This window comes from Actinomadura sp. NPDC000600 (genome assembly GCF_040492135.1).
In the GTDB taxonomy this organism is placed as follows: domain Bacteria; phylum Actinomycetota; class Actinomycetes; order Streptosporangiales; family Streptosporangiaceae; genus Spirillospora.
Genome location: NZ_JBEUPD010000008.1, coordinates 52,571 through 77,525, shown reverse-complemented (window position 1 = coordinate 77,525; position 24,955 = coordinate 52,571). Strand labels below are relative to the sequence as shown.

The 24,955-nt window shown below is 73.1% G+C and carries 23 protein-coding genes; 16 read left to right on the top strand and 7 right to left on the bottom strand.

Translation table 11 applies throughout. The annotated features are described in order from the left end of the window. Positions 1-28: 28 nt before the first annotated feature. The 11 genes from ABWI07_RS14305 (at position 29) to ABWI07_RS14255 (ending at position 13,051) form a co-directional block, all read left to right on the top strand. Positions 29-397: an STAS domain-containing protein gene (locus tag ABWI07_RS14305; RefSeq protein WP_353818813.1), complete on the top strand. Its 369-nt coding sequence runs from the start codon at positions 29-31 to the stop codon at positions 395-397. Between the two features lie 224 nt (positions 398-621). Further along, entirely contained in the window at positions 622-1,899 is a 1,278-nt protein-coding gene (locus ABWI07_RS14300) for a PP2C family protein-serine/threonine phosphatase (RefSeq protein ID WP_353818812.1), read from the top strand. Then, a complete protein-coding gene (locus ABWI07_RS14295; RefSeq protein WP_353818811.1) occupies positions 1,896-3,707 on the top strand; it encodes a sensor histidine kinase in 1,812 nt (603 codons plus the stop codon). The genes ABWI07_RS14300 and ABWI07_RS14295 overlap by 4 nt, the downstream gene beginning before the upstream one ends. Then, positions 3,704-4,150, top strand: coding sequence for a response regulator (locus ABWI07_RS14290; protein ID WP_149257080.1), 447 nt, complete (start codon positions 3,704-3,706; stop codon positions 4,148-4,150). The genes ABWI07_RS14295 and ABWI07_RS14290 overlap by 4 nt, the downstream gene beginning before the upstream one ends. Before the next feature lie 71 nt (positions 4,151-4,221). Beyond that, positions 4,222-5,094: an alpha/beta fold hydrolase gene (locus ABWI07_RS14285; protein WP_353818810.1), complete on the top strand. Its 873-nt coding sequence runs from the start codon at positions 4,222-4,224 to the stop codon at positions 5,092-5,094. Between the two features lie 221 nt (positions 5,095-5,315). Further along, a complete protein-coding gene (locus tag ABWI07_RS14280; RefSeq protein WP_353818809.1) occupies positions 5,316-6,098 on the top strand; it encodes an RNA polymerase sigma factor SigF in 783 nt (260 codons plus the stop codon). Positions 6,099-6,227: 129 nt separating this feature from the next. Then, positions 6,228-6,638, top strand: a complete 411-nt coding sequence (locus ABWI07_RS14275; protein WP_149257083.1) for a VOC family protein — start codon at positions 6,228-6,230, stop codon at positions 6,636-6,638. A 205-nt stretch (positions 6,639-6,843) separates the two neighbouring features. Beyond that, positions 6,844-7,254 carry a ribonuclease domain-containing protein gene (locus ABWI07_RS14270; RefSeq protein ID WP_149257084.1) on the top strand — a complete coding sequence of 137 codons (411 nt, stop codon included), beginning with the start codon at positions 6,844-6,846 and terminating at the stop codon, positions 7,252-7,254. A 15-nt stretch (positions 7,255-7,269) separates the two neighbouring features. Next, complete coding sequence (locus ABWI07_RS14265) at positions 7,270-7,632, top strand: barstar family protein (protein WP_353818808.1); 363 nt, start codon at positions 7,270-7,272, stop codon at positions 7,630-7,632. 67 nt (positions 7,633-7,699) lie between these two features. Beyond that, the gene (locus ABWI07_RS14260; protein WP_353818807.1) at positions 7,700-12,136 is read left to right on the top strand and encodes a cation-translocating P-type ATPase; all 4,437 of its coding nucleotides are present in this window, start codon (positions 7,700-7,702) and stop codon (positions 12,134-12,136) included. Positions 12,137-12,199: 63 nt separating this feature from the next. Continuing rightward, entirely contained in the window at positions 12,200-13,051 is an 852-nt protein-coding gene (locus ABWI07_RS14255) for a DUF72 domain-containing protein (protein ID WP_353818806.1), read from the top strand. A gap of 4 nt (positions 13,052-13,055) precedes the next feature. On the opposite strand, the gene ABWI07_RS14250 is transcribed toward ABWI07_RS14255, so the two are convergent. After that, positions 13,056-13,757, bottom strand: a complete 702-nt coding sequence (locus tag ABWI07_RS14250; protein WP_149257088.1) for a FadR/GntR family transcriptional regulator — start codon at positions 13,755-13,757, stop codon at positions 13,056-13,058. A gap of 138 nt (positions 13,758-13,895) precedes the next feature. Between ABWI07_RS14250 and ABWI07_RS14245 the strand changes: the two genes are divergently transcribed. Both ABWI07_RS14245 and ABWI07_RS14240 read left to right on the top strand, forming a co-directional pair. Then, positions 13,896-15,314 (top strand): GntP family permease, encoded by a 1,419-nt coding sequence (locus ABWI07_RS14245; protein WP_353818805.1) that lies wholly within the window; start codon positions 13,896-13,898, stop codon positions 15,312-15,314. A 2-nt stretch (positions 15,315-15,316) separates the two neighbouring features. Beyond that, complete coding sequence (locus ABWI07_RS14240) at positions 15,317-15,832, top strand: cupin domain-containing protein (protein ID WP_353818804.1); 516 nt, start codon at positions 15,317-15,319, stop codon at positions 15,830-15,832. Positions 15,833-15,880: 48 nt separating this feature from the next. On the opposite strand, the gene ABWI07_RS14235 is transcribed toward ABWI07_RS14240, so the two are convergent. Genes ABWI07_RS14235 through ABWI07_RS14220 form a run of 4 tightly spaced genes read right to left on the bottom strand, consistent with a single transcriptional unit; the run spans position 15,881 to position 19,278 of the window. After that, positions 15,881-16,837 carry a glycine betaine ABC transporter substrate-binding protein gene (locus ABWI07_RS14235; protein ID WP_353818803.1) on the bottom strand — a complete coding sequence of 319 codons (957 nt, stop codon included), beginning with the start codon at positions 16,835-16,837 and terminating at the stop codon, positions 15,881-15,883. Positions 16,838-16,856: 19 nt separating this feature from the next. After that, a complete protein-coding gene (locus tag ABWI07_RS14230; RefSeq protein WP_353818802.1) occupies positions 16,857-17,630 on the bottom strand; it encodes an ABC transporter permease in 774 nt (257 codons plus the stop codon). Continuing rightward, complete coding sequence (locus ABWI07_RS14225; RefSeq protein ID WP_353818801.1) at positions 17,627-18,637, bottom strand: ABC transporter ATP-binding protein; 1,011 nt, start codon at positions 18,635-18,637, stop codon at positions 17,627-17,629. Before ABWI07_RS14225 ends, ABWI07_RS14230 begins: the two co-directional genes overlap by 4 nt. Then, positions 18,634-19,278 (bottom strand): ABC transporter permease, encoded by a 645-nt coding sequence (locus ABWI07_RS14220; RefSeq protein WP_353818800.1) that lies wholly within the window; start codon positions 19,276-19,278, stop codon positions 18,634-18,636. The genes ABWI07_RS14225 and ABWI07_RS14220 overlap by 4 nt, the downstream gene beginning before the upstream one ends. A gap of 285 nt (positions 19,279-19,563) precedes the next feature. Here ABWI07_RS14220 and ABWI07_RS14215 point away from each other — a divergent pair, with 285 nt between their 5' ends. From ABWI07_RS14215 to ABWI07_RS14205, 3 genes are all read left to right on the top strand, one after another. Then, a complete protein-coding gene (locus ABWI07_RS14215) occupies positions 19,564-20,514 on the top strand; it encodes an alpha/beta hydrolase (RefSeq protein ID WP_353818799.1) in 951 nt (316 codons plus the stop codon). Between the two features lie 524 nt (positions 20,515-21,038). Further along, positions 21,039-21,404: a VOC family protein gene (locus tag ABWI07_RS14210; protein WP_353818798.1), complete on the top strand. Its 366-nt coding sequence runs from the start codon at positions 21,039-21,041 to the stop codon at positions 21,402-21,404. 41 nt (positions 21,405-21,445) lie between these two features. Continuing rightward, on the top strand, positions 21,446-21,817 hold the full coding sequence (locus ABWI07_RS14205) for an MmcQ/YjbR family DNA-binding protein (protein ID WP_353818797.1): 372 nt from the start codon (positions 21,446-21,448) through the stop codon (positions 21,815-21,817). A 1,048-nt stretch (positions 21,818-22,865) separates the two neighbouring features. Here the strand turns inward: ABWI07_RS14205 and ABWI07_RS14200 are convergent. After that, entirely contained in the window at positions 22,866-23,765 is a 900-nt protein-coding gene (locus ABWI07_RS14200) for a type IV toxin-antitoxin system AbiEi family antitoxin (protein ID WP_353818796.1), read from the bottom strand. Between the two features lie 82 nt (positions 23,766-23,847). Beyond that, positions 23,848-24,639, bottom strand: coding sequence for an alpha/beta hydrolase (locus ABWI07_RS14195; protein WP_353818795.1), 792 nt, complete (start codon positions 24,637-24,639; stop codon positions 23,848-23,850). Between the last annotated feature and the right edge of the window lie 316 nt (positions 24,640-24,955).

The following is a 24,955-nucleotide window of genomic DNA, read 5'->3' as shown; positions in this document are numbered from 1 at the left end:
GAAAGCGGAACGACGTGGAGGCAACGCCATGGCCGAGGTGACCGGCCACGCGCGGGACGGCCGGACTTTGATCACGATGACCGGTGACCTGGCCCTGGACACCGCGCAGCAGGCCGAGCAGCAGATGCGCCGGCTGCGCGGCGAGCACGGCGAGCACCTGGTCCTCGACCTGAGCGGCCTGCGCTACCTGGACTCGGTGGGCCTCAGCCTGCTGATGCGGTTCTACCTGGCGGCCGAGGGACGCGGCGGCAGCGCCGTGCTGGCCGGACCGCTGCAGGACTCGGTCCGGCGCGTCCTGCAGATCACCCACGTCGACGAGCGCCTGACCATCCATCCGACCCTCGACGACGCGCTGGCGGGCGCGCGGCCGCCGGGTGCCGACCTGCGGAGGACCTGAGTCCGGCGGCCGGCCGGTCCGCGCGGCGACGGCGGCCGTCCGGCGTGGACCCCGGCGGGCACGGCCCGGCCGGGCGGACGGAGGACCACCGGTACATTACGGTCGCGGTCGCGCAGGCCGTGCGGGCGGCGGACGGGTCGGAGCGCGGTGTGCCGCGGATGCATATTTGCCATAAGGCAACTACTATCGGCGCGGCACCGGCGGGGCGGAGGGGGGAAGAGGTGGTGGACGGACTGATGTCGCACGGTCTGGAGGCGACCGGTCTTGAGGCGACCTCTCCCGCGCTGCCCGGGCCGCGCATACCGGTCCCGGTGGACGGCGCCGCCGACGGCGGGCCGGAGCTGGGGCCGCTGCGGGTGCTGCTGGTCGAGGACGACTCCGCCGACGCGATCCTGGTGGAGGACACGCTGGCCGACACCGGGCTGCGGGCGTCCCTGCAGTGGGTGCGCTCCCTTCCCGAGGCGCGGGGCCCGCTGTCCGCGAAACCCGAGCCCGACTGCGTGCTGCTCGACCTGAACCTGGGCGAGTCGCAGGGCCTGGCGGTGCTCCGGCAGGTGCTGGAGTGGGCGCCCGGCGCCGCGGTGGTGGTGCTGACCGGGCTCGCGGAGTCGCAGGCGGGGACCGCCGCCCTGGCCGCCGGCGCGCAGGACTACCTGTCCAAGGACCAGCTCGAGTCGGATCGGCTCGGGCGGGCGATCCGCTACGCGGTGCAGCGGCGCCAGGTCCAGCAGGCGGTCGCGGCGCTGCAGGTGGAGCAGATGCGGGCCCAGGAGAACGCCCGGCTGGAGCGCGGGCTGCTGCCGCGCCCGAGGGTGTCCAACCCGGGGCTCCGGGTCGTCGCGCGCTACCGGCCCGGACGGGCGCACTCCCTGCTGGGCGGCGACTTCTACGACGTGGTGGAGACCGGCGACGGCCTGGTGCACGCCGTGATCGGGGACGTGGCCGGACACGGTCCCGCCTCCGCCGCCCTGGGCGTCAGCCTGCGGGTGGCGTGGCGGTCGTTCGTGCTGGCCGGGACCCGCGGGGCCCGGGTGGTCGAGCTGCTCGAAGAGCTGCTCGCCGGGGAGGACGGCGGCTCGGAGATGTTCGTCACCCTCACCACGGCGACCCTGTTCCCCGACCGCCCGGTGGCACAGGTCGTGCGCGCCGGGCACCCCGGGTTCCTGCTGCACGGGCGCGGCGAGGTCCGGCTGGTCGAGCCGCCGGGCGGGCTGGGCGTGGGCATGGTGCCCGGACTCGGCACCTGGCGCGAGCACGAGGTCGCGCTGCCGCCCGGCTCCTCCCTCGTCCTGTTCACCGACGGGCTGTTCGAAGGCCAGATCGACGCCGGCGGCCGGCGGCTGGACCTGACCGGCCTGCTCCGGCTCGCCCAGGGCCACCGCGAACGCTCCCCCGACGACTTCGTCGACACACTGATCACCGACGTCGAGGCGGCCTCGCTCCAGCACGGGGGCCTGGACGACGACGTCGCCGTCATACACCTTGGATGGACTCCCACATGAGCACACCGCCCCTGACGGTGCAGGACGCCGAGCCGGGCGAACCCGCCGGTTCCGCCGCGCCGGCGCCGGCGAAAGGCCCCCCGCCGCGGCGCGGACCGACCGTCCGGGCATGGTTCATGCTGGCCGCGCTGCTGATCGTCGGGCTCACCGTCACCGGCGCCGTGGTGGTCCACAACCTGCTGGAGGAGACCGCGCGGGCCTCCGACCGGCTGGTCGACAGGATCGCACCGGCGCAGGTGGAGGCGAGCCGGCTGCAGATGGCCATGCTGAACCAGGAGACCGGCGTGCGGGGCTACGCCCTGGTGGGCGACCGGCAGTTCCTGCGGCCCTACACCGACGGGGTGGCCACCGAGCAGGAGTCCCTCGCCCGGCTGCGGCGGCTGCTGGCCGACGAGCCCGAGCTCCGCGCCGACATCGACGCGCTCCAGCGGGCGATCGGCGTGTGGCGCCGCGACTACGGCGCCGTCGTGGTCGCCCAGGTCGACGAGCGGGGGCCCGGCGTGGAGGCGGCCGCCACCGCGGCGCGCGGCAAGTCCTCCTTCGACACGGTCCGCGCCACCTGGACGGTCCAGAACCGCCACCTGGCCCAGGTCCGCGCCGAGAGCCGCACCGACCTCCGGCACACCCGCGCGGTGCGGGACTGGACGCTGACGTCCCTGTTCATCGCGCTGCTGGCGACCGCGGCGCTGCTGGCGGCCCTGCTGCACTACGCCGTGGACCGGCCGCTGCGCATGCTCAGCACCGCCTCGCGGCGGGTCGCCGACGGCGACTTCACCCACGTCATCGGCGCGCACGGCCCCGCCGACGTGCGCGAGGTGGCCCACGCGGTGGAGGCGATGCGCGGCCGGATCACGATGGCGCTGGACCAGTCCACCGAGCGCGAGCGCCTGCTCCAGCGGCAGACCGCGGAACTGGACGCGCAGACCGTCGAGCTGCGCCGCTCCAACGCCGAGCTGGAGCAGTTCGCCTACGTCGCCAGCCACGACCTCCAGGAACCCCTGCGCAAGGTTGCCTCCTTCTGCCAGCTGCTGGAGCGCCGCTGCGCCGACCAGCTCGACGAGCGGGGCCACCAGTACATCGCCTTCGCGGTGGACGGCGCCAAGCGGATGCAGGTCCTGATCAACGATCTGCTGACCTTCTCCCGGGTCGGCCGGCTGCACCAGCACCAGCGGACGCTCGCGCTGGACGAGCCGCTCGACCAGGCGCTGGCCAACCTCGACGACGTCGTCGCCGAGGCCGGCGCCCGGATCGAGAGGCCGGATGACCTTCCGCAGGTCACCGCCGACCCGACGCTCATGGTCATGCTGTGGCAGAACCTGCTCGGCAACGCGGTCAAGTTCCGCTCCCCCGACCGCGACGCGGTCGTCCGCGTCACGTGCGAGCGGGAGGACGGGTTCTGGCACCTGACCGTCACCGACAACGGGATCGGCATCCCCGGCGAGTACGCCGACAAGATCTTCGTCATCTTCCAGCGGCTGCACAGCCGCGAGGCCTACGCCGGCACGGGCATCGGCCTGGCGCTGTGCAAGAAGATCGTCGAGTATCACGGCGGCCGGATCTGGCTCGATCCCGACCGCGCGGAGGGCTCCCGCTTCCACTTCACCCTCCCGGTCGAGGAACGGCCCGATGAGCCCGAGCAGTCCGACCGGCCCGCCGACGCGGCGTCCGGCGCCGCCGCCTCCGACACCGCCGCCTCCGACACCGCCGCCTCCGACACCGCCACGTCCGACACCGCCACGTCCGACACCGCCGCGCCGGACGCCGGCGTTCCGTCCTCGACCACCGACCTCCAAGGAGCCAGTTCGTGACCAGCACCGCCGTCCAGCCCATCACCGTCCTGCTGGTCGAAGACGACCCCGGTGACGAACTCATGACCCGCGAGGCCTTCGAGCACAACAAGGTCGGCAACACCCTGCACGTCGTCCGCGACGGCGCGGAGGCCCTGGACTACCTCTACAGGCGCGGGGACCACCCGGACGCGCCCCGCCCCGACCTGGTCCTCCTCGACCTCAACCTGCCCAAGCGCGACGGGCGCGAGGTCCTCGAAGAGATCAAGACCGACCCGGAGCTCGCCTCCATCCCGGTGGTGGTGCTGACCACGTCGTCGGCCGAGGAGGACATCCTGCGCAGCTACAAGCTGCACGCCAACGCCTACGTCACCAAGCCCGTGGACTTCGACCAGTTCATCAAGGCCATCCGCCAGATCGACGACTTCTTCGTCACCGTCGTCCGCCTCCCGACCCGCCACTGACCCGCGCCCCGTACCGCCTGGCCCGCCCCGGAGGCCGGGTTGGCAGAAGGCGGCGCGGGTAGTGCGCAGTGATGTTCTTCGACGGCTTCACACTGGACCATGTCGACGTCGGTGAGGTCACGCTGCGAGTGCGGCACGGCGGAGCGGGGAAGCCTGTGCTGCTGCTGCACGGTCATCCCCGGACGCATGCCACCTGGCACAAGGTCGCTCCCCTCCTCGCAGAGCGGTACAGCGTGGTGTGCCCGGATCTGCGCGGCTACGGGAAGTCGTCCAAACCCCCGACCGACGCCGGCCACACCCCTTACTCCAAGCGCGCGATGGCCGGGGACATGGTCGCCCTGATGCGGGCGCTCGACCACGACGAGTTCGCGGTCGCGGGGCACGACCGCGGTGCGCTGGTCGCGTTCCGGACGGCGATGGACCACTCGGCGGCGGCCACCGCGCTGATCGCCATGGACGGGCTGCCGGTGGTCGAGCACCTGGAGCGCTGCGACGCCCGCTTCGCGGCGGAGTGGTGGCACTGGTGGTTCTTCGGGCAGACGGACAAGCCCGCGGAACGGATCATCAGCGCCGACCCCGGCGCCTGGTACACCACCACGGACGAGCACATGGCCCCCGAGGCGTGGGCCGACTTCCGCGAAGCGATCCACGACCCGGCGACCGTGCACGGCATGTTGGAGGACTACCGCGCCGGCCTGGGCATCGACCGCCGGCACGACGAGGACGACCGCCGCGCCGGCCGCCGCGTCCAGTGCCCGACGCTGGTGCTGTGGTCCGCCCGCGACGACCTGGAGGACCTCTACGGCGATCCGGTGCGGATCTGGCGGGACTGGGCCGGCGACGTCACCGGCCGCCCCGTCGACTCCGGCCACCACATGGCCGAGGAGGCCCCCGAGGCCGTGGCCGGCGCGATCGGCGCCTTCCTCGATCGGCACGCGCCCTAGAACCCGCAGGAGAGTCCCCCGGCCGACCCTTCGTCGCCGCATGGCGGAGAGCCTCTCCGCTTCTGGGACCGCCGTGCCGTGTGAGCACGCCGATACCGGGTACGGAACCGAGCGGCGGATTATTGCCCAATGCAAAGATCACGGTGGTCGCGCGGGCGCCTCCCTCCGCCCGAGGACGTCTCCACAGGTCGTGCGCCGCGCGCCGCGGGAAGAGGCGATCATTGGCAGCGGACCGACGCGAATCGATCGACCGGCGCACCCATCAGCTCCTGGAGCGGCTGCACCGCCTCGCCCCGGACGATCCCGTCCGCGAGCGGCTCCGCGCCGAGATCGTCACGCTCAACACCGCCCTCGTGCGCAGCGTCGCACGCCGCTACGCCGGCCGCGGCGAACCGGTGGAGGATCTGGAGCAGGCCGCCTTCGTGGGCCTGGTCTCCGCCATCAACCGGTTCGACCCCGCCCGGGGCATCCGCTTCCTCGCCTACGCCTACCCGGTGGTCACCGGGGAGGTCCGCCGGCACTTCCGCGACCGGACCTGGGGGGTCAAGGTCTCGCGCCGCATACAGGAGCTGCGCCCGATGCTGCACCGGGCGATGACCGACTTCACCGCGGCGCACGGCCGCTCCCCCACCGCCGCGGAACTCGCCGACCGGCTCGGCGTCGGCCTGGAGGAGACGCTCGACGCGCTGGTGGCCAGCGAGGCCTATCGCCCGCTGTCCCTGGACGCCCCGGCCGGCGGCTCCGAGGAGGGCGACCCCGGCACGCTGGGCGACAGCCTGGGCGCCGACGACCCCGACCTGGAGGGCATCGTCGACGCCCAGGCGCTCCGGCCGCTGCTGGACGAGCTCCCCGAGCGCGAGCGCACCATCGTGCTGCTGCGGTTCTTCGGCAACAAGACCCAGTCCCAGATCGCCGCGCAACTGGGGCTGTCGCAGATGCACGTCTCCCGGCTCCTCGCCCAGACCCTGAAGCGGCTCCGGCAGGGCCTGCTCGCCGGCACTTAGCACCCGGCGGGCGCCGTCCGGCCGCGGCGTCCGTCCTGGCCGCCGCATGGCGAAGCCCGGGCGGCCCATGGCGAGACCCGTGCGGAGTCGGGAAGCGCGGCTGAGGAAGCCGCGGCTAGCGTGATCGGCATGGACATCACCATTCACACGACCTTCCTCCCCCATGACGACCCGGAGGCCTCGGTGGCCTTCTACCGCGACGCGCTCGGCTTCGAGGTCCGCAGCGACGTCGGCGGCGGCAGGATGCGCTGGATCACGGTCGGCCCGCCCAAGCAGCCGGACACCTCGATCCTGCTGGCGCCGCCGGCCACCGACCCCGGCGTCACCGACGACGAGCGCCGCGTCATCGCCGAGATGATGGCCAAGGGCACCTACGGCTGGATCCTGTTCGCCACCCCCGACCTCGACGACGCCTTCGGGCGGGTCCAGGCCGCGGGGGCCGAGGTCGTCCAGGAGCCGACCGAGCAGCCGTACGGGGTCCGCGACTGCGCCTTCCGCGACCCGGCGGGCAACCTGGTCCGCATCCAGGAGCTGCGCTGATCCGGCGGCGGACGATCGGTTTCGTCCACTTCATTCCTTGAATCCGAATTCGAGGGATCACGAGCTATTCATAGAAACTTGGCGGCTTTGTATCGACTACGCCCATGAGCAAGGTCATCATGGCGGCGTTCGCCCCCGGTCCCGGGAGCGCCGGGCCCGAGGGAACCGTCCCCTCCGGGGACTCACTCGTTCGTAGGAGGTACCTGTGCTCAAGCAGCGCTCCCGGCCGTCCTGGACGAAACGAGCCGCCGCCACCCTGGTGGCCGCGACGTGCGCGACGGGCGTCACCGCCAACGTCCCGGCAAGCGCGACGGTCTACGGATCCTGCACGATCTCACGCTGCTCCGACGGCCGCTACGCCGCCTCGGTGTGGGCCGGGAAGGGGTGGCCGGCCACCTCGGGCTGGTATTCCTGGCCGGACGGCCTGTACAACTACACCGGCGGCGTCTACCACAACTACGACGGCCAGCTCCCCTCCAGCGCCACCTACCACGAGTACGACGTGTACTCGCGGAACAAGGGCGCTTCGCGCGACGCCTACCGGATCGTCCACGGCAGCACCGGCGCCGTCTACTTCTCCCCGGACCACTACTCGAACTTCTACAAGATCTCCTAGAACGGGACCCGTCCGATGACCTCGCCGCCGCCCTGGTTGACGCTCACCAGTGACCCGGTGCGGGCCACCGTCGACGGGCACGACTGCCGGACCCGCGCCGCCTTCTTCCGGGAGGCGGCGCGGGCCCTCGGCTTCCCCGCCTACTTCGGCCGCAACTGGGACGCTTTCCTGGACTGCCTGCGCGACCTCGACCGGCCCGCCTTCACCGTGGCGCGCGCCGACGAGCTCCTGGCCGAGGAGGAGCCGCGCCAGCTGGCGATCCTTCTCCAGATCCTGGCGGAGGAGGGGCCGCCCACGACCTTCGCCGCCGCCCCCGACCGGATGACCGCCCTGCGCGCCCGCCTGGCCGCCGCGCTCCCTCCCGACCAGGTCACGTGAGCGGTGAACTTCCGCAAACAGGTTTTGATACGCGCTTAGGCCCCGTTTGAGGGGTTAGGGCTGCGTCATGGCCCTTGACCTCCTGCGCCGCGGACTGGCGGCGGCCGCCGCCCTCCCCGGTGGAGAGACCGTCGTCGCCGCGGCGGACCACGCGGGGGCTCTGGGGGTCCGGACGGGGGCTCTCGGAGTCCGGGCGGCGTCCGTCCCGATCCGGCAGGCGGGACGCGTCCTCGGCGGAGTCGAGGGCATGGTGGGGCGGGCCCTCCGGCCGGCGCGGACCGTCCACCGGTACCCCGAGCGGCTGCACATCGAGCTGCGGCACCTGCACAGGGCGGAAAGGCGGTCCGAGGCGAAAGCCCTGGAGCACGCCGTCGAAGGGCTTCCCTCCGTGCACTGGGCGCGCGTCAACGCGGCCCTGGGACGGTTGATCGTCCACGTGTCCGACGAGGTCTCACCGGAGACCGTCCTGGAGGTCGTCGAGGCGCTGGACGAGGCGTTGGAGGGCGAGGTGCCCGTTCTGGGCGGATCCGCGGCGCCGCCCGCGGCGCTGGCCCTCGGCGCCGACCTGGTGGGGCTCACGATCACGGGGGCGCAGCGGGTGCTCGGGCGGGCTCTGCTGCCGTCCGAGCTCTCGGGGCTGGTGGCGTTCGCGGACACGGTGCCCCTCCTGCGCGGAATCCTGGAGCGGGCCGTGCCGGGTGCGCCGATCGAGCGCTGGCTGCCGCTGACCCAGGCCGCCGTGCAGGCGCTGACGTCCAGCGGGGCGGGCCTCGCCGTCGACGCGGCGCAGCGGCTGTGGCAGTGCCGCGAGGCCGCCGCCACCGGCCGGCTGTGGCGGCTCGCCGAGGCGGAGCTGACCGGCGCCCCCGAGCGGGCCGCCTCCACCGCCGCCCCCGGCGGGCCCGCACGCGAGCTGCCCGACGGGCCGCCGGAGCGGCACGCGCGCCGGATGCTCGCCGTCGGCCTCGGCGGGATCGCGCTCGGCGGGCTCCTGACCGGAAGCGGGCGCCGCGCGCTGGACGTCGGGGTCTCCGCGGTGCCGAAGGCGCCCCACGCCGCGCGCGAGGTCTTCGCGGCCGAGCTCGCGACCCGGCTGGCCGGGCGGGGGGTGCTGGCCCTGGACCCGAGGGCGCTGCGCCGCCTTGACCGGATCGACACGGTGGTGCTGGACGCCGGCGCCCTCCAGGCCGGGGACCTGGTGGTGGACGAGGTCGCCGTGCTCGCGGACACGTCGGAGGCCGAGGTGTCCGAACGCGTCCACGCGCTGTTCGACCTCAAGGCGCCGGACGAGGTCCGGGAGGCGGACGGATGGTCCCTCGGCCCGGTCGGGAGCGTGCTGCCCGGCCGGAGGCTCCCGGCCGAGGGCCGGGAACTCCTCCGCGGTCCGGGGCCGGTGCTGGCCCTGGCCGAGGACGGACGGCCGCGCGCCTTCATCCGCATGCGCCGCTCCCTGCGGGATGAGACGAACGCCCTGGTGACCGCCGCGCGCGAGGCCGGCGCGACGATCGTGCTGGCCGGTTCCGGCGTCGAGCTGCCGATCCCCCCGGACGCCACCGCCCCCGGCGGCGCGGACCTCGCCGCCTCCGTCCACGGACTGCAGCAGGACGGGGCGTGCGTCCTGCTGGTCTCGGGCGATCCGGAGGCTCTCGCCGCGGCCGACATCGGCGTGGCGGTCCGGACGGACGGTGCGCCGCCGTGGGGCGCGCACCTGATGGTCCTGCGGGACCCGGCCGCGGCCGCGTACGTCGTCGCGGCGGTCGCCGCCGCGCGCCGCGTCAGCGAGCGGGGCGTCACGCTCGCGTGGTCGGGCACGGGGGTGGCCGCGCTGCTCGCCCTCACCGGGCCGCCCGGAAAGGCGGCGGACCGCGCGCTGGCGGCCGTCAACGGCGCGGCGGCCCTGGGCATGGTCCACGGCGCCTGGACGGCCCGCGAGGTGATGCGGCACGTTCCGGCGCCGCCGCTGGCGTCCACGCCCTGGCACGCCATGCCCGTGGAGGCGGTGCTGGACCGGCTCGACAGCCGTCCGGGCGGCCTGTCCGGCGACCAGGCGCGCGAGCGGGGCACGCGCGGACCGGAGCGCGAAGAGGGAGGCCGGCCGCTGCTGCGAGCCGTGCTCCAGGAACTGGCCAACCCCCTGACAGCGGTGCTGGCCGCGGGCGCGGCCGGTGCGGCGGCGGTCGGCTCGCCGGCCGATGCGGCGCTCGTCGCCGCGACCATCGGCCTGTCCGGCCTGGTGGGCGGGCGACAGCGGGTCGCCGCCAACGAGATCATCGCGGGGATCTCGGCCCGGTCCGGCGGGCCCGTCCGCGTCCTGCGGGACGGTGAGGAGACCCGGGTGCCGGCGGAGGACCTCGTCCGCGGCGACGTCCTGGTGCTCGCCGCGGGGGACGCCGTCCCGGCCGACTGCCGGATCGTCACCGCGCACGGGCTGGAGGCCGACGAGTCGTCCCTCACCGGCGAGTCCCTCCCGGTGGCCAAGGACACCGCGCCGACCCTGACCCGGCACGTCGCCGAGCGCCGCTGCATGCTCTACGAGGGCACCTCGATCGCCGCCGGGGACTGCACCGCCCTGGTCGTCGCGCTCGGCGACGCCACCGAGAGCGGGCGGGCCATGGCCGCCTCGCTGGCCTCGGGTCCCACCACCAGCGGTGTGGAGGCCCGCCTCAAGCAGATCACCGAGGCGACCACGCCGATGGCGCTCGGTGCGGCCCTCGGCGTCGTCACCTCGGGCCTGCTGCGCGGCGGACCGCTGCGCCGCGCGCTGTCCGAGGGTGTCAACCTGGCCGTCGCGTCCGTCCCGGAGGGGCTCCCGCTGCTGGTCAGCGCCGCGCAGGTGGCCGCGATCCGGCGGCTCGCCGACCGGGGGATCTTCGTCCGCGACCCGCGCACCATCGAGACGCTCGGCCGGGTCGACGTGCTGTGCTTCGACAAGACCGGCACCCTGACCGAGGGCCGCATCACGCTCGCCGGCATCGCCGACCACCGCCACGAGGGGGACGCCGGCCGGCCGGACGAGGCGCTCCGCGGCGTCCTGGCCGCCGCGCTGCGCGCCACACCGCTGCCCGCCAACGGGCGGCACAGCCACGTCACCGACGCCGCCGTGGACGAGGGCGCCGCGAAGGCGGGCGTGGACCGCGACTTCGGCGGGGCGTGGAAGCAGATCCACAGCATGCCGTTCGAGCCGTCGCGGGCGTTCCACGCGACCCTCGGCTCGTTCGGCGGGGAACCGACGGTGTTCGTCAAGGGCGCCCCGGAGGTCGTGCTCCCGCTCTGCTCCCGCACGCCGGACGGCGAACTGGACCGCGAGACCCGGCGGCGCATGCGCATGCGCGTCGAGCGGCTCGCGTCCAGCGGCCACCGCGTCCTCGCCGTCGCCGAGCGCCGCATGCCGGACGGCGCCGAGACGGTCGGCGAGGACGAGGTGACGGGCATGACCTTCCTCGGGCTGCTCGGACTCGCCGACACCGTCCGCGCCACCGCCGCGCCCGCGGTCGCCGAGCTGCGCGCCGCCGGCGTCCAGATCATCATGCTCACCGGCGACCACCCGGCGACCGCCGCGGCGATCGCCGCCCAGGTCGCCGGCGACAGCGTCGAGCACCGCGTCATCACCGCGGACGAGATCGACCGGCTCGACGACGACGCCCTGTCGGAGGCCCTGATCGGCGTGGACGTCGTGGCCCGGTGCACTCCCGTCCACAAGGTCCGCGTCGTGCGCGCCCTGCGCGGGCGGGGCCGCATCGTCGCGATGACGGGCGACGGGGCCAACGACGCGGCCGGCATCCGCCTCGCCGACGTGGGCATCGCGCTCGGCCGGCGCGGCACGGCCGCGGCGCAGGCGTCCGCGGACCTCATCGTCGCCGACGACCGGCTGGAGACCATCGTCTCCGCGCTCGTGGAGGGGCGCGCCATGTGGGCGTCGGTCCGCGAGGCCCTCGCCATCCTGGTCGGCGGCAACCTCGGCGAGATCGCCTTCACGCTGCTCGGCTCGCTGCTGACCGGCCGCGCCCCGCTGTCGGCCCGCCAGATGCTGCTGATGAACCTGCTCACGGACCTGGCCCCCGCCCTGGCCGTCGCCGTCCGCGTCCCGACCGAGGAGACCAGCACGGTGCTGCTGTCGGAAGGCCCGGAGACCTCGCTCGGCTCCGCCCTGACCCACGACATCGCGCACCGCGCGGCGGTGACCACGCTCGGCGCGCTGACCGGCTGGCTGGCGGGCCGCTTCACCGGCCCGGCCGTCCGCGCCCGCACCATCGGCCTGGTCGCCCTCATCGGCACCCAGCTCGCCCAGACGCTCAAGGCGGGCCACAACGACCGCGCCGTCCTCCTCAGCGCGCTCGGCTCGGCGGCGCTCCTGGCGGTCATCGTCCAGACGCCGGGCGTCAGCGGCTTCTTCGGCTGCATCCCCCTGGATCCGATCGCCTGGGCCACGGCCGCGGGGGCCATCGCCGCCGCGATGACGGTCAGCCGCTTCCTCCCGGCCGCCGACCGGCGCTCCGCTCCTTGACGTCCGGGGCGGCCGGGGTCCCGGGGATCCCTCGGCGGGCCGGATCACCGGTAGCGTCGGGGCATGCGGCTTCATGTGGGGTGCGCGATGTGGGCCCACGCGCGGTGGCAGGGGCGGTTCGTCCCGCCGTCGCTGCCTCCGGGCGAGCGGCTGCGTGCCTATGCGAGCTGGTGCAACGCGGTGGAGGGCAACACCACCTTCTACGCGACGCCCGAGCGCGGCACCGTGGAGTCGTGGGCGGAGCAGACCGGTCCCGACTTCCGGTTCGTGCTCAAGCTACCGAAGACGATCACGCACGAGCGGCGGCTCGCCGGGGGCGGTGAGGAGCTGCGGGCGTTCCTGCACGCGATCGAGCCGCTCGGGTCGCGGGCGCACGCGCTGTGGATCCAGCTCCCCGGCTCGTTCGGCCCCGGTGACCTCGGGACGCTGGCGGCGTTCCTGCGCGGGCTGCCCGCGGCGCACGCCTACGCCGTCGAGGTGCGCCACCGCGCGTTCTTCGAGGACGCGGGGTCCGCGCGCGACCTCGAACGGGTGCTGACCCGGGCCGGCGCCGAATGGGTCCCGTTCGACACGACCGCGTTCTTCCGGAGCCGTCCGACCAGCGACGCCGAGCGGGACGCCTGGACGAAGAAGCCGCGGGTACCGCGCCGGGCGGCGGCGCTCACCGACCGTCCCATCGTCCGCTACCTCGGCCGGGACGACACCGAGAGCACCGTCGAGGGCTGGCGGTTCTGGGTCGGCCGGGTCGCCGGATGGCTGGCCGAGGGGCGCTCCCCCACCGTGTTCGTCCACACGCCCGACAACGCCGACGCGCTCGCACTCGCCCGCCGCTTCCACGACGAGGTGCGGGCCCGCGTGCCCGGGCTGGAGCCGCTGCCCGAGCCCGTCCCGGCGGAGCCTCCGACGCTGTTCTGACCGGTCAGCCCGGCTCCAGCATCGCCCGGGTCGCCTCCTCGACGATGTCGCGCATGGCGCGCTCGGCGGCCTCGGCGTCCCCGGCCTGCACCGCCTGCGCCACCTCGGCATGCCAGCGGATCGCGGCCGGCTCGGGGTGCGCGGGCATCAGGTCGTGGTGGGTGCGGCCCGCCAGGACGGCGGCGACCACGCCGCTCAGCGCGCCCATCATCTCGTTGCCGGACGCCTCCAGGAGCGTCCGGTGGAAGCGGATGTCGGCGTCCAGGTAGGCCTCCAGATCGCCGGACCTGCCGTGCACCGCCATCTCCATGACCGCGCCGGTCAGCGCGCCGCACTGCGCGGGCGTCGCGCGGCGGGCGGCCAGCGCGGCGGCCACCGGCTCCAGGCCGCGGCGCAGCTCGCCGAGGGAGCGCAGCTGCTCGTCCCGGCCGTCGCCGTCGAGCCGCCAGCCGATGATCTGCGGGTCGAAGAGGTTCCAGGCCGAGCGCGGGGCGACCGTGACGCCGACCCGGCGGCGGCTCGTGACCATGCCCATCGACTCCAGGACGCGGATCGCCTCCCGGACCACCGACCGGGACACCGCGAACCGCGCCTCCAGCTGCTCGATCCGCAGCACCTCGCCCGCGGGCAGGGCGCCGGACGTGATCAGCATGCCGAGCCGGTCAAGGACGCTGCCGTGCAGGCCCGCCGGCGGGGTCTCCACCATGCGCCAATCATCACATGAAACAGGGTCAGATGCCGACAAAGATACGATTTTACGGCTCTATCCCTTGTTAACAGCAGGTTATAGCCGCGACACTCGGGCGACCATCATCGTTCGCTCCGGCTCCCAGGAGGATGACCCATGCACCCGATCGTGCTGGCCGCGGCGCCGGCGGCGTCGAGCGGGAGGCTCGTGCCGGCCGCGCTCGCCGGCATCGCGCTGATCGTCGTACTGATCACCTACTTCAAGGTGCACCCGTTCCTGAGCCTCACGCTCGGCTCGCTGCTGGTCGGCCTCGTCGCGGGGCTGCCGGTCGCCGACACCATCGACGCCTTCGTCAAGGGGTTCGGCGACACCGCCGCCGGGGTCGGCGCGCTGATCGCGTTCGGCGCCATGTTCGGCAAGCTGCTGGCGGACTCCGGCGGCGCGGACCAGATCGTCGACACGATCATCGGGCGCACCGGGCGCCGGTTCCTGCCGTGGGCGATGGCGCTCGTCGGCGCGCTCATCGGGCTGCCGATGTTCTTCGAGATCGGGCTGGTCCTGCTGGTGCCGGTCATCGTGCTGGTCGCGCGCCGCGCCCAGATGTCGATCGTGGCGGTCGGGATCCCGGCGCTGGCGGGCCTGTCGGCGATGCACGGGCTCGTCCCGCCGCACCCCGGGCCGCTCGTCGCGATCGACGCCCTCAAGGCCGACCTCGGCCTCACCCTCGGCCTCGGCATCCTCGTCGCGCTGCCGACCATCGCGCTGTCCGGCCCGGTCTTCGCCCGGTACGCGGCCCGCTGGGTCGACGTCCCCGCGCCGGAGCTGTACGTCACCGGCGCGGACGAGCGCGAGGCCGCGGACGAACGCGGCGCCGACGACGAAGCCGTCATGAAGGTCAAGCCGCGGCGGCGCCCGTCCTTCCCGGTCACCCTGCTCACCGTGCTGCTCCCGGTCGTGCTGATGCTGGGCAAGGCCATCGCCGACATCACCCTGGACGAGGGCGGCCAGGTGCGCACCGTCCTGGACAACCTCGGCACCCCGCTGGTCGCCCTCCTCATCGCGGTCGTCGTCGCCATGTTCACCTTCGGGCGCGGCTCGGGCATGGACCGGGACGCGATCGCCTCCTCGCTGGCCGGGTCGCTGCCGCCCATCGCCGGCCCGCTGCTGATCGTGGCCGCGGGCGGCGGCTTCAAGCAGACGCTCGTCGACACCGGGATCGGCGAGCTGGTCGCCGACTGGGTCAAGGACAGCGGCATGTCGGTGCTGTTCCTGGCGTGGCTGGTCGCCGTCCTCATCCGGCTCGCCACCGGGTCGGCGACCGTCGCCACCGTCACCGCGGCCGGGATCCTCGCGCCGCTGGTCACCACGCTCGACAGCGGCGAGACCTCGCTGCTCGTCCTCGCGATCGGGGCCGGCTCGCTGTTCTTCTCCCACGTCAACGACGCGGGGTTCTGGCTGGTCAAGGAGTACTTCGGGCTGTCGGTGGGGCAGAACATCAGGACATGGTCGATCATGGAGACCCTCATCTCCGTGAGCGGCCTCGTGTTCGTCCTCCTGTTGAACCTGGTGGTGTAGCCATGACCTATCCCGACGCCCGCTACTTCGGCGACGGCGGCGAGAGCAGTGGAGCGTTCCGTCCCGCCGGGGCCGCGCCCGACCTGCTCATGGGCGCGGCCGACGACGACGGCGTCCACCGCGGGACGCGAGTGCACTACCTCGGCACGGGCGGCTCGACGAACGGCGCGTTCGGCCTCTACCGGTGGGAGATGGGGCCGAAGCCCTCCGGCCCGAGCCCGCACTTCCACCGGACCATCACCGAGTCGTTCTACATCCTTTCGGGGACGATCCGGCTGTACGACGGGACGGGCTGGAAGGACACCTCGGCCGGCGACTTCCTGTTCGTCCCCGAGGGCGGCGTGCACGCGTTCCGCAACGAGTCGGGCGAGCCGGCGGCGATGCTGATTCTCTTCACGCCGGGCGCTCCCCGCGAGGCCTACTTCGAGGAGCTCGCGGAGATCGCCGCGACCGGCCGGCAGCTGAGCGACGAGGAGTGGACGGACCTGTACCGGCGCCACGACCAGTACATGGTGTGACGCCCTGGCCGGGTGGCCGGGGCGGCCGCGCGCCGCCCCGGCCACCGGCTACCCGCCGATGAACCCCTTGGACTTCAGCCAGCTCTCGGCGACCTCCTCCGGCTGCTCGCCCTTGATGTCGACCTCGCCGTTGAGCTCCTGGAGCACCGAGTCGGTGAGCGCCGCGGCGATCGGGTTCACGATCTTGCCGATGGCGGGCGCGTCCTTGTAGACGGACTCCCGGACGGTGAGGGCCGGGTTGTAGACGGGGAAGAACTTCTTGTCGTCCGGCACCGGGGTCAGGCCGAGCGCCTTGATGCGCCCGTCGGTGGTGGCGACCTCCCCGAAGGCGCACGGCTTGCCCTTGCCGACGGCGTCGTAGATGGCGCCCTCGGCCAGGGTCGCCACGGCCGACTTAGGCAGGGTGAACCCGTAGGCCTTCTGCAGGCCTGGCCAGCCGTCGCTGCGTCCCGCGAACTCGCTCGCCACACACGTGGACGCCTTCGACGGGTCGCTCTTCGCCAGCCGCGCGTAACCCGACAGGTCCGCTATCCCGAGCTGCCGCATGCTCGTCGTCTTCACCGCGATGGCGTAGGTGTTGTTGGCGGGCGCGGCGGCCAGCCACCTCACCTCGTTCTTCGCGAGGTCCTGCTCGGCGACGGCCGCGTACTGCCTGGCCGGGTCGCCGATCGGCTCGGTCTGCTTGAGGTAGTTGATCCAGGCGGTTCCCGTGTACTCCCAGTACGTGTCGATGCTGCCGGACGTCAGCGCGGCCCGGGTCGTGTTGCTGCCCTGGAGCCCGCACTTCTCCTTGACGGTCGCGCCCGCCGAGCGCAGCGCGAGCGCGGTCACCTGGCAGAGGACGAGCTGCTCGGTGAACTCCTTGGACCCGACGGTCAGGGTGACGCCCTTCAGCGAGGCGCCCTTGGCCAGGCTCCCGGCCTTGGCGTCGGTTCCGGTCGAGCTGAAGCATCCGGCGGTCAGGGCGACGGCGGCGAGGGACGCGGCGGCGGGGAGCATGCGCATGGTGACTCTCCTCAGGGGTTCAGAGGCCGCGGGGGCGCAGGACGAACTCGACGATGCCGACCAGCCAGTCCGCGGCCATCGCGAGCACGGCGGTCAGGACGCTTCCGGTGAGCAGGATCGGGGTCCGGTTGAGGGAGATGCCGGTGTTGATGAGGTCGCCGAGCCCGCCCGCGTTGGTGAACGCGGCCAGCGTCGCGCTGCCCACGTTGAGGATCACCGCGACCCGGACGCTGGCGAGGATCACCGGGACGGCGAGCGGCAGCTCGACGCGGAACAGGACCGCCGCCCTGGACAGGCCGATGCCGCGCCCCGCCTCGACGAGCGACCGGTCGACGCCCCGCAGGCCGACCATCGTGTTGCGCAGCACCGGCAGGGCCGACACGAGGATGAGCGCGATCACCGCCTTCTGGAAGCCGATGCCCACCGTCACGGCGAGCAGGACGAGGACCCCGATGGACGGGACGGCCTGGCCCACGTTGGCGAGCGCGAGGAACGGCGCCGCCAGCCGGTCCAGCCGCGGCCGGGTCAGCAGCACGCCGAGCGGGATCGCGATCGCCAGGACGAGTGCCGTCGACACCGCGACCAGCGCGATGTGCCGGAGGAACTGGTGGGTGGTCTCGGACCGGTCGAGGGAGCGGCGCTCGATCGCGTCGAGGTCGAGGCCGCGCACGTACAGGTAGAGCGCCGCCGACACCGCGGCGAGGAAGACGGGGGTGACGAGGAGCCCGGCGAGGGAGCGTCCGCCGGCCGCGTCGCCGGGCCTCGTCCGCTCCGGCACCGCCGTGACGGTCATCGCCGCCGCTCCGGGGCCTGCCGGACGATGGCCGACCACGAGACGGCGCCGGCGGGGCGGCCGTCCTCGTCCAGGACGGTCGCGGTCTCGGCCCCGGCGCGGAGCATCGCGTCGAGGGCCTCGTACAGGGACTGGTCCGCGCGGACGGTCGCGCCCGCGGCGCCTTCGGCGGCGGGCCGCAGCTCGATCGAGCCGACCTCGACGAGCCGCAGCCGCCGCATCGCGGCGCCCGCCCCGACGAACTCCCTGACGAACCCGTCGGCCGGCTCCGCGAGGATCGCCTCGGGCGTGTCGTACTGCACCAGCTTCGCCCCCTGTCCGAGGATCGCGATCCGGTCCCCGAGCTTGAGCGCCTCGGTGAGGTCGTGGGTGACCAGCACGATCGTCTTGCCGATCCGGGCCTGGAGCTCCAGGAACGCGTCCTGCAGGCGCTCCCGCGTGATCGGGTCGAGGGCGCCGAACGGCTCGTCCATCAGCATCGCGGGCGGGTCGGCGGCGAGGGCGCGTGCGACCCCCACGCGCTGCTGCTGCCCGCCGGACAGCTCCTTCGGATACCGGCCGCGGTAGGTGCCCGGGTCGAGGCCGACCATGTCGAGCAGCTCGTCGACGCGGGAGCGGACGCGCCCCTTGTCCCAGCCGAGCGTGCGCGGGATGAGCCCGACGTTCGCGGCGATCGTCATGTGCGGGAACAGCCCCACCTGCTGGATCACGTAGCCGATGCGGCGGCGCAGCCGGTCGGGGTCGGCCCGGGTGACGTCCTCCCCGTCGAGCAGGATGCGTCCCGCGGTCGGCTCGATCAACCGGTTGATCAGGCGCAGCGTGGTCGTCTTGCCGCAGCCGGACGGGCCCAGCAGCACGACGATCTCCCCGTCCCGGACGCTGAGCGTGAGGTCGTCGACGGCCGGGGCGTCCTGCCCCGGATACCGCTTGGTGACGCCCTCCAGCCGGATCATCTCCCGTCCGGGCGGGGCGGCCTGCGCGGTCTCGGTCGCGGCGGGTTCGGTCATCGCAGCCCCCTGGGGGTGGTGAGCCGGGACAGCAGGAGGAACAGCGCGTCCAGGACGAGCGCCAGGACGGCGACGCCGAGCGTGCCGGCGAGGGTGTCGTTCAGCGCGTTGGCGCCGCCGATGCGGGCCAGCCCGCCGAAGATCAGCTCGCCGAGCCCCGGCCCGGCCACGGCGGCGGCGATCGCCGCGATCGCCACGGTCATGATCGTGGCGACCCGGACGCCGGTGAGCACGACCGGCCAGGCCAGCGGCAGCCTGACCCGCAGCATCCGGCTCAGCGGCCCCATCCCCATCCCCCGTGCCGCCTCCTCGACGGCGCTCGGCACGCCGTCCAGGCCGGTGATCGTGTTGCGCAGGATCGGGAACACCGCGTACAGCGCCAGCGCGGTGACGGTGGGCGCCAGGCCCAGCCCGAACACCGGGATGAGCAGCCCGAACAGCGCGAGCGACGGAACGGTGAGCATGGTGCCGGTGACGCCGAGGGCCAGTCCCCGCGCCCGCGGCCGCCCCTCGACCGCGATACCGAGCCCGATCCCGACCACCGCCGCGATCCCGACGGCGATCAGGACGACCTCGGCGTGCTCGCCCGCCATCCGGGCGATCGTGGCCCAGCGTTCGGCGAGGTACTCGGAGAAGCTCATCGCCGCCTCCCCTCACCGCGGGGGTCGGCGGGAGCCCGGACAAGGACGGTGGGGTCGGCGTCTCCCATACCTCAGAGGCTGCCTACGGATGATCAGTCTGGCAATAACAGATCGGTGAGAACGAACACGCACCCCCGCCCCCAGCGCCGCCAGACCCGTGCCCCCCACCTCCGCCGCGCCGAAGCGACCGCGGATCGACCACCGAGGAAGTCCTCCGGAAAGGCGGCTGGGCAAAGGGCGCGGACCGGCCGACACTGGTGGGACCGCGCCGAAAGGAGCCCCGAGGTGCCGTACGCCTACGATCCGGAACTCCTCCCGTGGATCGAGACGGTCCCGGATCTGTCGATCGCCGACATCGAGCAGACGCGCCGGGACGAAGCGAAGATGTTCGGCGGGATGCCGGAATACGTCCCTCCCGCACCGGTCGAGACCCGCGACGTCACCATCCCCGGACCACCGGGCGCCCCGGACGTCCCGCTCCGCGTCTACGCTCCGGCGAACCGGGAGGGCGTCCTTCCCGGCCTCGTCTACCTCCATCCGGGCGGATTCGTCCTCGGCAGCATCGACATGTCCGAGGACGACGCGACTCGCATCGCCGCAGAGGTCGGCGCCGTGGTGGTCTCCGTCGAGTACCGGCTCGCTCCCGAAAACCCCTTCCCGGCCGGCCTCGAGGACTGCTACGCCGCCCTTACCTGGACGGCGGCGCACGCCACCGATCTCGGCATCGCCCCTGACCGGCTGGCGGTGGGCGGCGAAAGCGCGGGCGGCGGCCTCTCCGCGGCCGTCGCCCTGCTAGCCCGGGACCGGGGCGGTCCCCCGCTGTGCTTCCAACTCCTCAGCGTCCCTGAACTGGACGACCGCCTAGACACGCCTTCCATGCGCACCTTCACCGACACGCCGATCTGGCACCGCCCCAACGCCGAACTGAGCTGGGACTACTACCTGGGCAAGGGTGTCCGCGGCACCGAAGCCGTCTCCCCGTACGCGGCACCCGCCCGAGCCGCCGACCTGTCCGGTCTACCGCCCGCCTTCATCACGGCCTGCGAGTTCGACCCGCTACGCGACGAGGCCCTGACCTACGCCCAACGCCTGATCCAGGCAGGCGTCCCAACGGAGGTGCACCACTACCCCGGCACCTTCCACGGCTCCACGATGATCACAGCCGCCAGCATCACAAACCGCATGCTCGCCGACCGCAGCAACGCCCTCCGCCGCGCCCTACACCCCACCCCCTGACCAGCCCAAGACGACCACGCGAACGAGCCAACCCACAGCACCACACCGCCGGGCCCGCGAAGACCGCTCGCACGCACCTCCACCCCACCGACCACCCACCGGCAACGCGGCCCCGCTCGCAGGCACATGAAACCGACCGCCGCACCCCGGCATTGGCCCGCCAGCCAAGCCGTACTTCCGCACAGCGGAAGGAACCAACACCCCCGTTACGCCCACCCACAAGGATCGAAGCGTCGGACGCGCCCCAACTCACGCCCCCGACTGGACGCGGCCCCATGCTTCCCAGGGCCGCGTCCAACCCCACCGCCAGCAGTCACGGCAGTCCATCCGGGCACGGTGGCGCCGACGCCGCCGACCGCCGGCACCGGTCCCAGCACCAGCGCTCTTGCCAGTGCCCGGCTCATGCTGATCCTTCCGGGCCGCGTCCTGACCTGCGCCATGCACGCCTTCGCCTGCTTCCGGGACGAGTGGGCGGCCCTGCTCTCGCATCGGCGCGTGTCGGTGGGGGCGGCTAGCCTCTGGCCATGGCAGCGCGCTTCTCCCACCTGGTCATCGATTCTCGTGAACCGTCCGCCCTCGCCGAGTTCTGGGCGGCCGTCCTCGAGCAACCGGTCCTCTACCGGTCGGACGACGAGGTCATCGTAGGGGCGGACCCGCACACCTACCCCGGGCTGTGCTTCATCCGCGACGACGGCACGAAGACCTCGAAGAACCGGCTGCACATCGACCTCGACCCGGACGACCAGGACGCCGAAGTGCAGCGCATCCTCGCTCTGGGCGCCCGCCGAGTCGACATCGGCCAGTCCGCCGACGTGTCGTGGGTCGTGCTCGCCGACCCCGAAGACAACGAGTTCTGCGTGTTGCGGCCTCACACCTCTCTCGTTGAGTAGCTCCTCCGTGAACGGGCCGACTTCAGGAGGGAATGGCAGAAATGAGTGACTTCGACGCGTTGGTCCAGGTGCGGGAGATCTGCATGTCGCTGCCGGAGGTGGTGGAGAAACCCTTCGGCGGGCACACGGCGCCCTCCTTCCGCATTCGCGACAAGTTGTTCGTGATGACCTCCGAGGACGGCCTGTCCCTGACGTTCAAGGCCGGACCCGGCGTGCAGGAAGCCCTCGTGTCGGAGGCCCCGGAACGCTTCTTCGTCCCGAAGTACGTGGGCGCCAAAGGCTGGGTCGGCGCACGACTCGACATCGACCACGACTGGGACGAGATGACCGAGCTGATCGAGGACAGCTACCGGCTCATCGCACCGAAACGCCTGGTCAAACTCCTCGACAGCGAGCAGCCCTCCTCTCCCTGACCCATCGCCGCCGACGTCCGGTGCCAACGAATCCGGTCCTCGCACACAACGCTCGACCCATGCGCACGGCGGGCGCGCCGCCACACACACGACAGACTCAATGACCTGCGCGCGGCGCGCTCGATGGCAGACATACGCACGGCGCGCTAGACGGCAGACGTGCGCGCGGCGTGCTCTATGGCATACGCATGTCGCGCCGACCCGTCCGCGTGGCTTGCCGGGTGCCATACACGCGTCTGCGCCCGGCCCATCCGCGCGGCTGCGGCGCCCACACCGGCGGCGTGCCAGACGTCATGCACGTCTCTCCACACAGCCAAAGCACGCGGCAGACTCGATCGCATACGAGCGGCCTACCGGGTGCCGTGCGCGCGTACGCACTCAGGCGCAACGCGCGACATACACGTTTGCGCTCTGCCGATGCGCACGCGGTACGGGTGCCACGCGAGCGTTGCGCTCGGCCCGTCCGTGCGGCGTGCCGGGTGCCGTGCGCACGGGTTGCTCCGTCCGTGCGGACGGCGCTCGATCGCATACGGCGGCGTACGGGGTGGCATGCGCGGGGGGCGCTCGGTCCGTCCGTGCGGCGGGCCGAGCGCCACGCGTGAGAGGCACTCGGCCCGTGCGCGCGGTGGGGGCGATCGCATACGAGCGGCGCGCCAGGTGCCTTGCGCGCGGGACGGTTGGTCCGTGCGCGCGGCGGGCCGGGTGCCGCGTGTGAGTGGCGCTCGGCCCGTGCGCGTGGTGGGGGCGCTCGCATACGAGCGGCGTGCCAGGTGCCTTGCGCGCGGGACGGTCGGTCCGTGCGTGCAGCGGGCCGGGTGCCGCGTGTGAGTGGCGCTCGGTCCGTGCGCGTGGTGGGGGCGATCGCATACGAGCGGCGTACCGCGTGGCATGCGCGGGGGCGCCCGGGCCATCCGTGCGGCGGGCCGGGTCGGCCTGGGCGGCTGGCGGGAGGCCGGGGCATGCGAGCGGGGTGGCGGAGGACGGCGTTTGGCGCCCTAGCGGTGCGGGGGTGCTGGTGTTGGGGGTTCGGTGTTGTCGTCCTCGTGGGTTAGTGGGGGCGGCGGTTTAGGTGGGTTAGGCGGGTGGCTATGCGGTCCATCGTGGTGTTGTCGGGGTTCCAGCCGCGTTGTTGTAGTGCTGTCAGGAGGGCGGCCAGGTAGGGGGTGGGGCGGGTTAGGAAGTTCTTGGTGACGGGGATGATTTCCCAGCCCATTTCCTTGGCTAGCCAGTCTCGGCGGCGTGTGTCGTGGGCTCTGGCCACTCGGCCGGCGTGGTGGCGTTCACCGTCGTATTCGAGGCCCACGCGGAAGTCGCGGTAGCCGAGGTCGACGTAGAGCGGATGGCCCCGTGGGCCCTGGACGGGGATCTGGGTCTCCGGGCGGGGGAAGCCGGCGTCCACGACGGCTACGCGGATCCAGCTCTCGCCGGGGGAGGCCGCGCCGCGGTCGCCGAGCCGGAGGATCTGGCGAAGCCGTTTGTTGCCTCGGTATCCCGGGAGCGTGCGGGCCATTGCGGCGAGTTCCCCGACGTCCACGTCCCGGCGCAGGAACTGGTCGAGAGCTGCGACCGCCTCGCAGCGGGGGAGCCAGCGGGCGCAGTCCAGGGCGGTGCGGGCCAGGCATGTGAGGCGTACATCGGATTCCTCCACCACGTGGTCGGGTGGTATTTCGGCGTTGTCGGCGGTGACCGGAAATGAGTCGGACGTTCCGGGAGTGAGGAACTCGACGTCCCAGTCGATCTCGCTCACTCCCGGGGGTAATACGTCCAGGCCCCACAACCATGCGGCCGTGCGCCGCGCGATGACGACCTCGCGGGGAAGGAGGCCGCTCAGAGCCGCGGCGCGTGCGGCGAGACCGGCGCCCTTGACGGGGAGGAGATAGGCGTCCGGGCCGATGGGAATGATCGAATCGGCGGCCGTTCGCTTCCAGGTGAGGGTGAATCCGTCCATGGCCCGATGATGCCGGGCCTGGGGTTTGCTTGAATGCCGGCCCAAGAATGTGGATAACTTTGAATTTCCCCAGGTCGAAGCTTTAGTCGCGGAGCGCGCCGCTAGGCGGTGGCTCCTCGGGAACCCGCGCTGCGGAGACGGCGCTCGTCGCCCACAGGGCCAGGCGGTTGATCAAGTCGGGGGTGGCCGCCACCTCGGCGTGGCCGAAACCCGGTTCGATCCACAGTTCTTTCGGGTCGGACGCCGCCCGGTAGAGCTGGTGGCCGTGCTCGACGGGGAAGAAGGAGTCCGCGGCCCCGTGGACGACCAGCAGCGGCACCGGCGCGATCCGCCCGGCGACCTCGTGAGGCGCCTCTGGGATCGGATCCCACCCATTGGGGGCGATCCGGGTGCCGCGCGCCAGCCGGACGGCCATCCGGCCCGCGCGCCGTTCGATCACCCAGTGGACGCGCCGCATCGGCGCCGTCCCGCGGTAGTACCAGCGGGCCGGGGCGCTGACGGAGACCACCGCGTCGACCCCGCCGTGCAGCGCCGCGTGCCGGACGACGACGGCGCCGCCCATGGAGAACCCCGTCAGGACGATCCGTCCGTATCCCCGGCGGCGCGCCGCGGCGACCGCCGCGTCGACGTCCAGGACCTCGCGGTCACCGACCGTGGAATGCCCGCCGGACCGCCCGTGGCCGCGGAAGTCGATCCCGATGACGCCGCCGTGCCGTCCGAGGGCGGCGGCGATCCGGCGGAGCGCGGGCTGGCGCCACGAGCAGGTGAAGCCGTGCGCCAGGACGAAGCAGACGTCGCCTTCGTGCCGCGTGTGCCCGGCGTCGATGCGGACGCCGTCGGCGGCGTAGAGGGTCAGCGGTTCGGGTGTCGCCACACCTCAATGATCCCGCATCGGCCGCGGTGAGGGCCGGGACGGCTTCTCCTCGGTCCCATAACGGCCTTCCCGCGACACGGCCAAAACCGCATTCCCAAACCACGGTTCTGGTCACGCCGAGCACAAAGACTCCCAAGCAGAACTGGTGCGTTAATCGACCCCCGGGAATCCCGCACCTCAATGGCCCACAGCCGGCACCACGGTTGTCCATGGGGAAATGATGATTTGGGGGTGTCACCTCCGGGGTGGGCTGAAAGGGCAGGCCGCTGGGTAGATATCCGAACGTGTCTGGTGGGCTGGTTGGTCGGCGGGCTCA

Excerpts from the sequence above, each read along its gene's own strand:
- ABWI07_RS14305 (WP_353818813.1), top strand. The coding sequence starts at position 29 with ATGGCCGAGGTGACCGGCCACGCGCGGGACGGCCGGACTTTGATCACG.
- ABWI07_RS14295 (WP_353818811.1), top strand. The coding sequence starts at position 1,896 with ATGAGCACACCGCCCCTGACGGTGCAGGACGCCGAGCCGGGCGAACCC.
- ABWI07_RS14285 (WP_353818810.1), top strand. The coding sequence starts at position 4,222 with ATGTTCTTCGACGGCTTCACACTGGACCATGTCGACGTCGGTGAGGTC.
- ABWI07_RS14275 (WP_149257083.1), top strand. The coding sequence starts at position 6,228 with ATGGACATCACCATTCACACGACCTTCCTCCCCCATGACGACCCGGAG.
- ABWI07_RS14265 (WP_353818808.1), top strand. The coding sequence starts at position 7,270 with ATGACCTCGCCGCCGCCCTGGTTGACGCTCACCAGTGACCCGGTGCGG.
- ABWI07_RS14260 (WP_353818807.1), top strand. The coding sequence starts at position 7,700 with ATGGCCCTTGACCTCCTGCGCCGCGGACTGGCGGCGGCCGCCGCCCTC.
- ABWI07_RS14255 (WP_353818806.1), top strand. The coding sequence starts at position 12,200 with ATGCGGCTTCATGTGGGGTGCGCGATGTGGGCCCACGCGCGGTGGCAG.
- ABWI07_RS14250 (WP_149257088.1), bottom strand. The coding sequence starts at position 13,757 with ATGGTGGAGACCCCGCCGGCGGGCCTGCACGGCAGCGTCCTTGACCGG.
- ABWI07_RS14245 (WP_353818805.1), top strand. The coding sequence starts at position 13,896 with ATGCACCCGATCGTGCTGGCCGCGGCGCCGGCGGCGTCGAGCGGGAGG.
- ABWI07_RS14240 (WP_353818804.1), top strand. The coding sequence starts at position 15,317 with ATGACCTATCCCGACGCCCGCTACTTCGGCGACGGCGGCGAGAGCAGT.
- ABWI07_RS14235 (WP_353818803.1), bottom strand. The coding sequence starts at position 16,837 with ATGCGCATGCTCCCCGCCGCCGCGTCCCTCGCCGCCGTCGCCCTGACC.
- ABWI07_RS14230 (WP_353818802.1), bottom strand. The coding sequence starts at position 17,630 with ATGACCGTCACGGCGGTGCCGGAGCGGACGAGGCCCGGCGACGCGGCC.
- ABWI07_RS14225 (WP_353818801.1), bottom strand. The coding sequence starts at position 18,637 with ATGACCGAACCCGCCGCGACCGAGACCGCGCAGGCCGCCCCGCCCGGA.
- ABWI07_RS14220 (WP_353818800.1), bottom strand. The coding sequence starts at position 19,278 with ATGAGCTTCTCCGAGTACCTCGCCGAACGCTGGGCCACGATCGCCCGG.
- ABWI07_RS14210 (WP_353818798.1), top strand. The coding sequence starts at position 21,039 with ATGGCAGCGCGCTTCTCCCACCTGGTCATCGATTCTCGTGAACCGTCC.
- ABWI07_RS14205 (WP_353818797.1), top strand. The coding sequence starts at position 21,446 with ATGAGTGACTTCGACGCGTTGGTCCAGGTGCGGGAGATCTGCATGTCG.
- ABWI07_RS14200 (WP_353818796.1), bottom strand. The coding sequence starts at position 23,765 with ATGGACGGATTCACCCTCACCTGGAAGCGAACGGCCGCCGATTCGATC.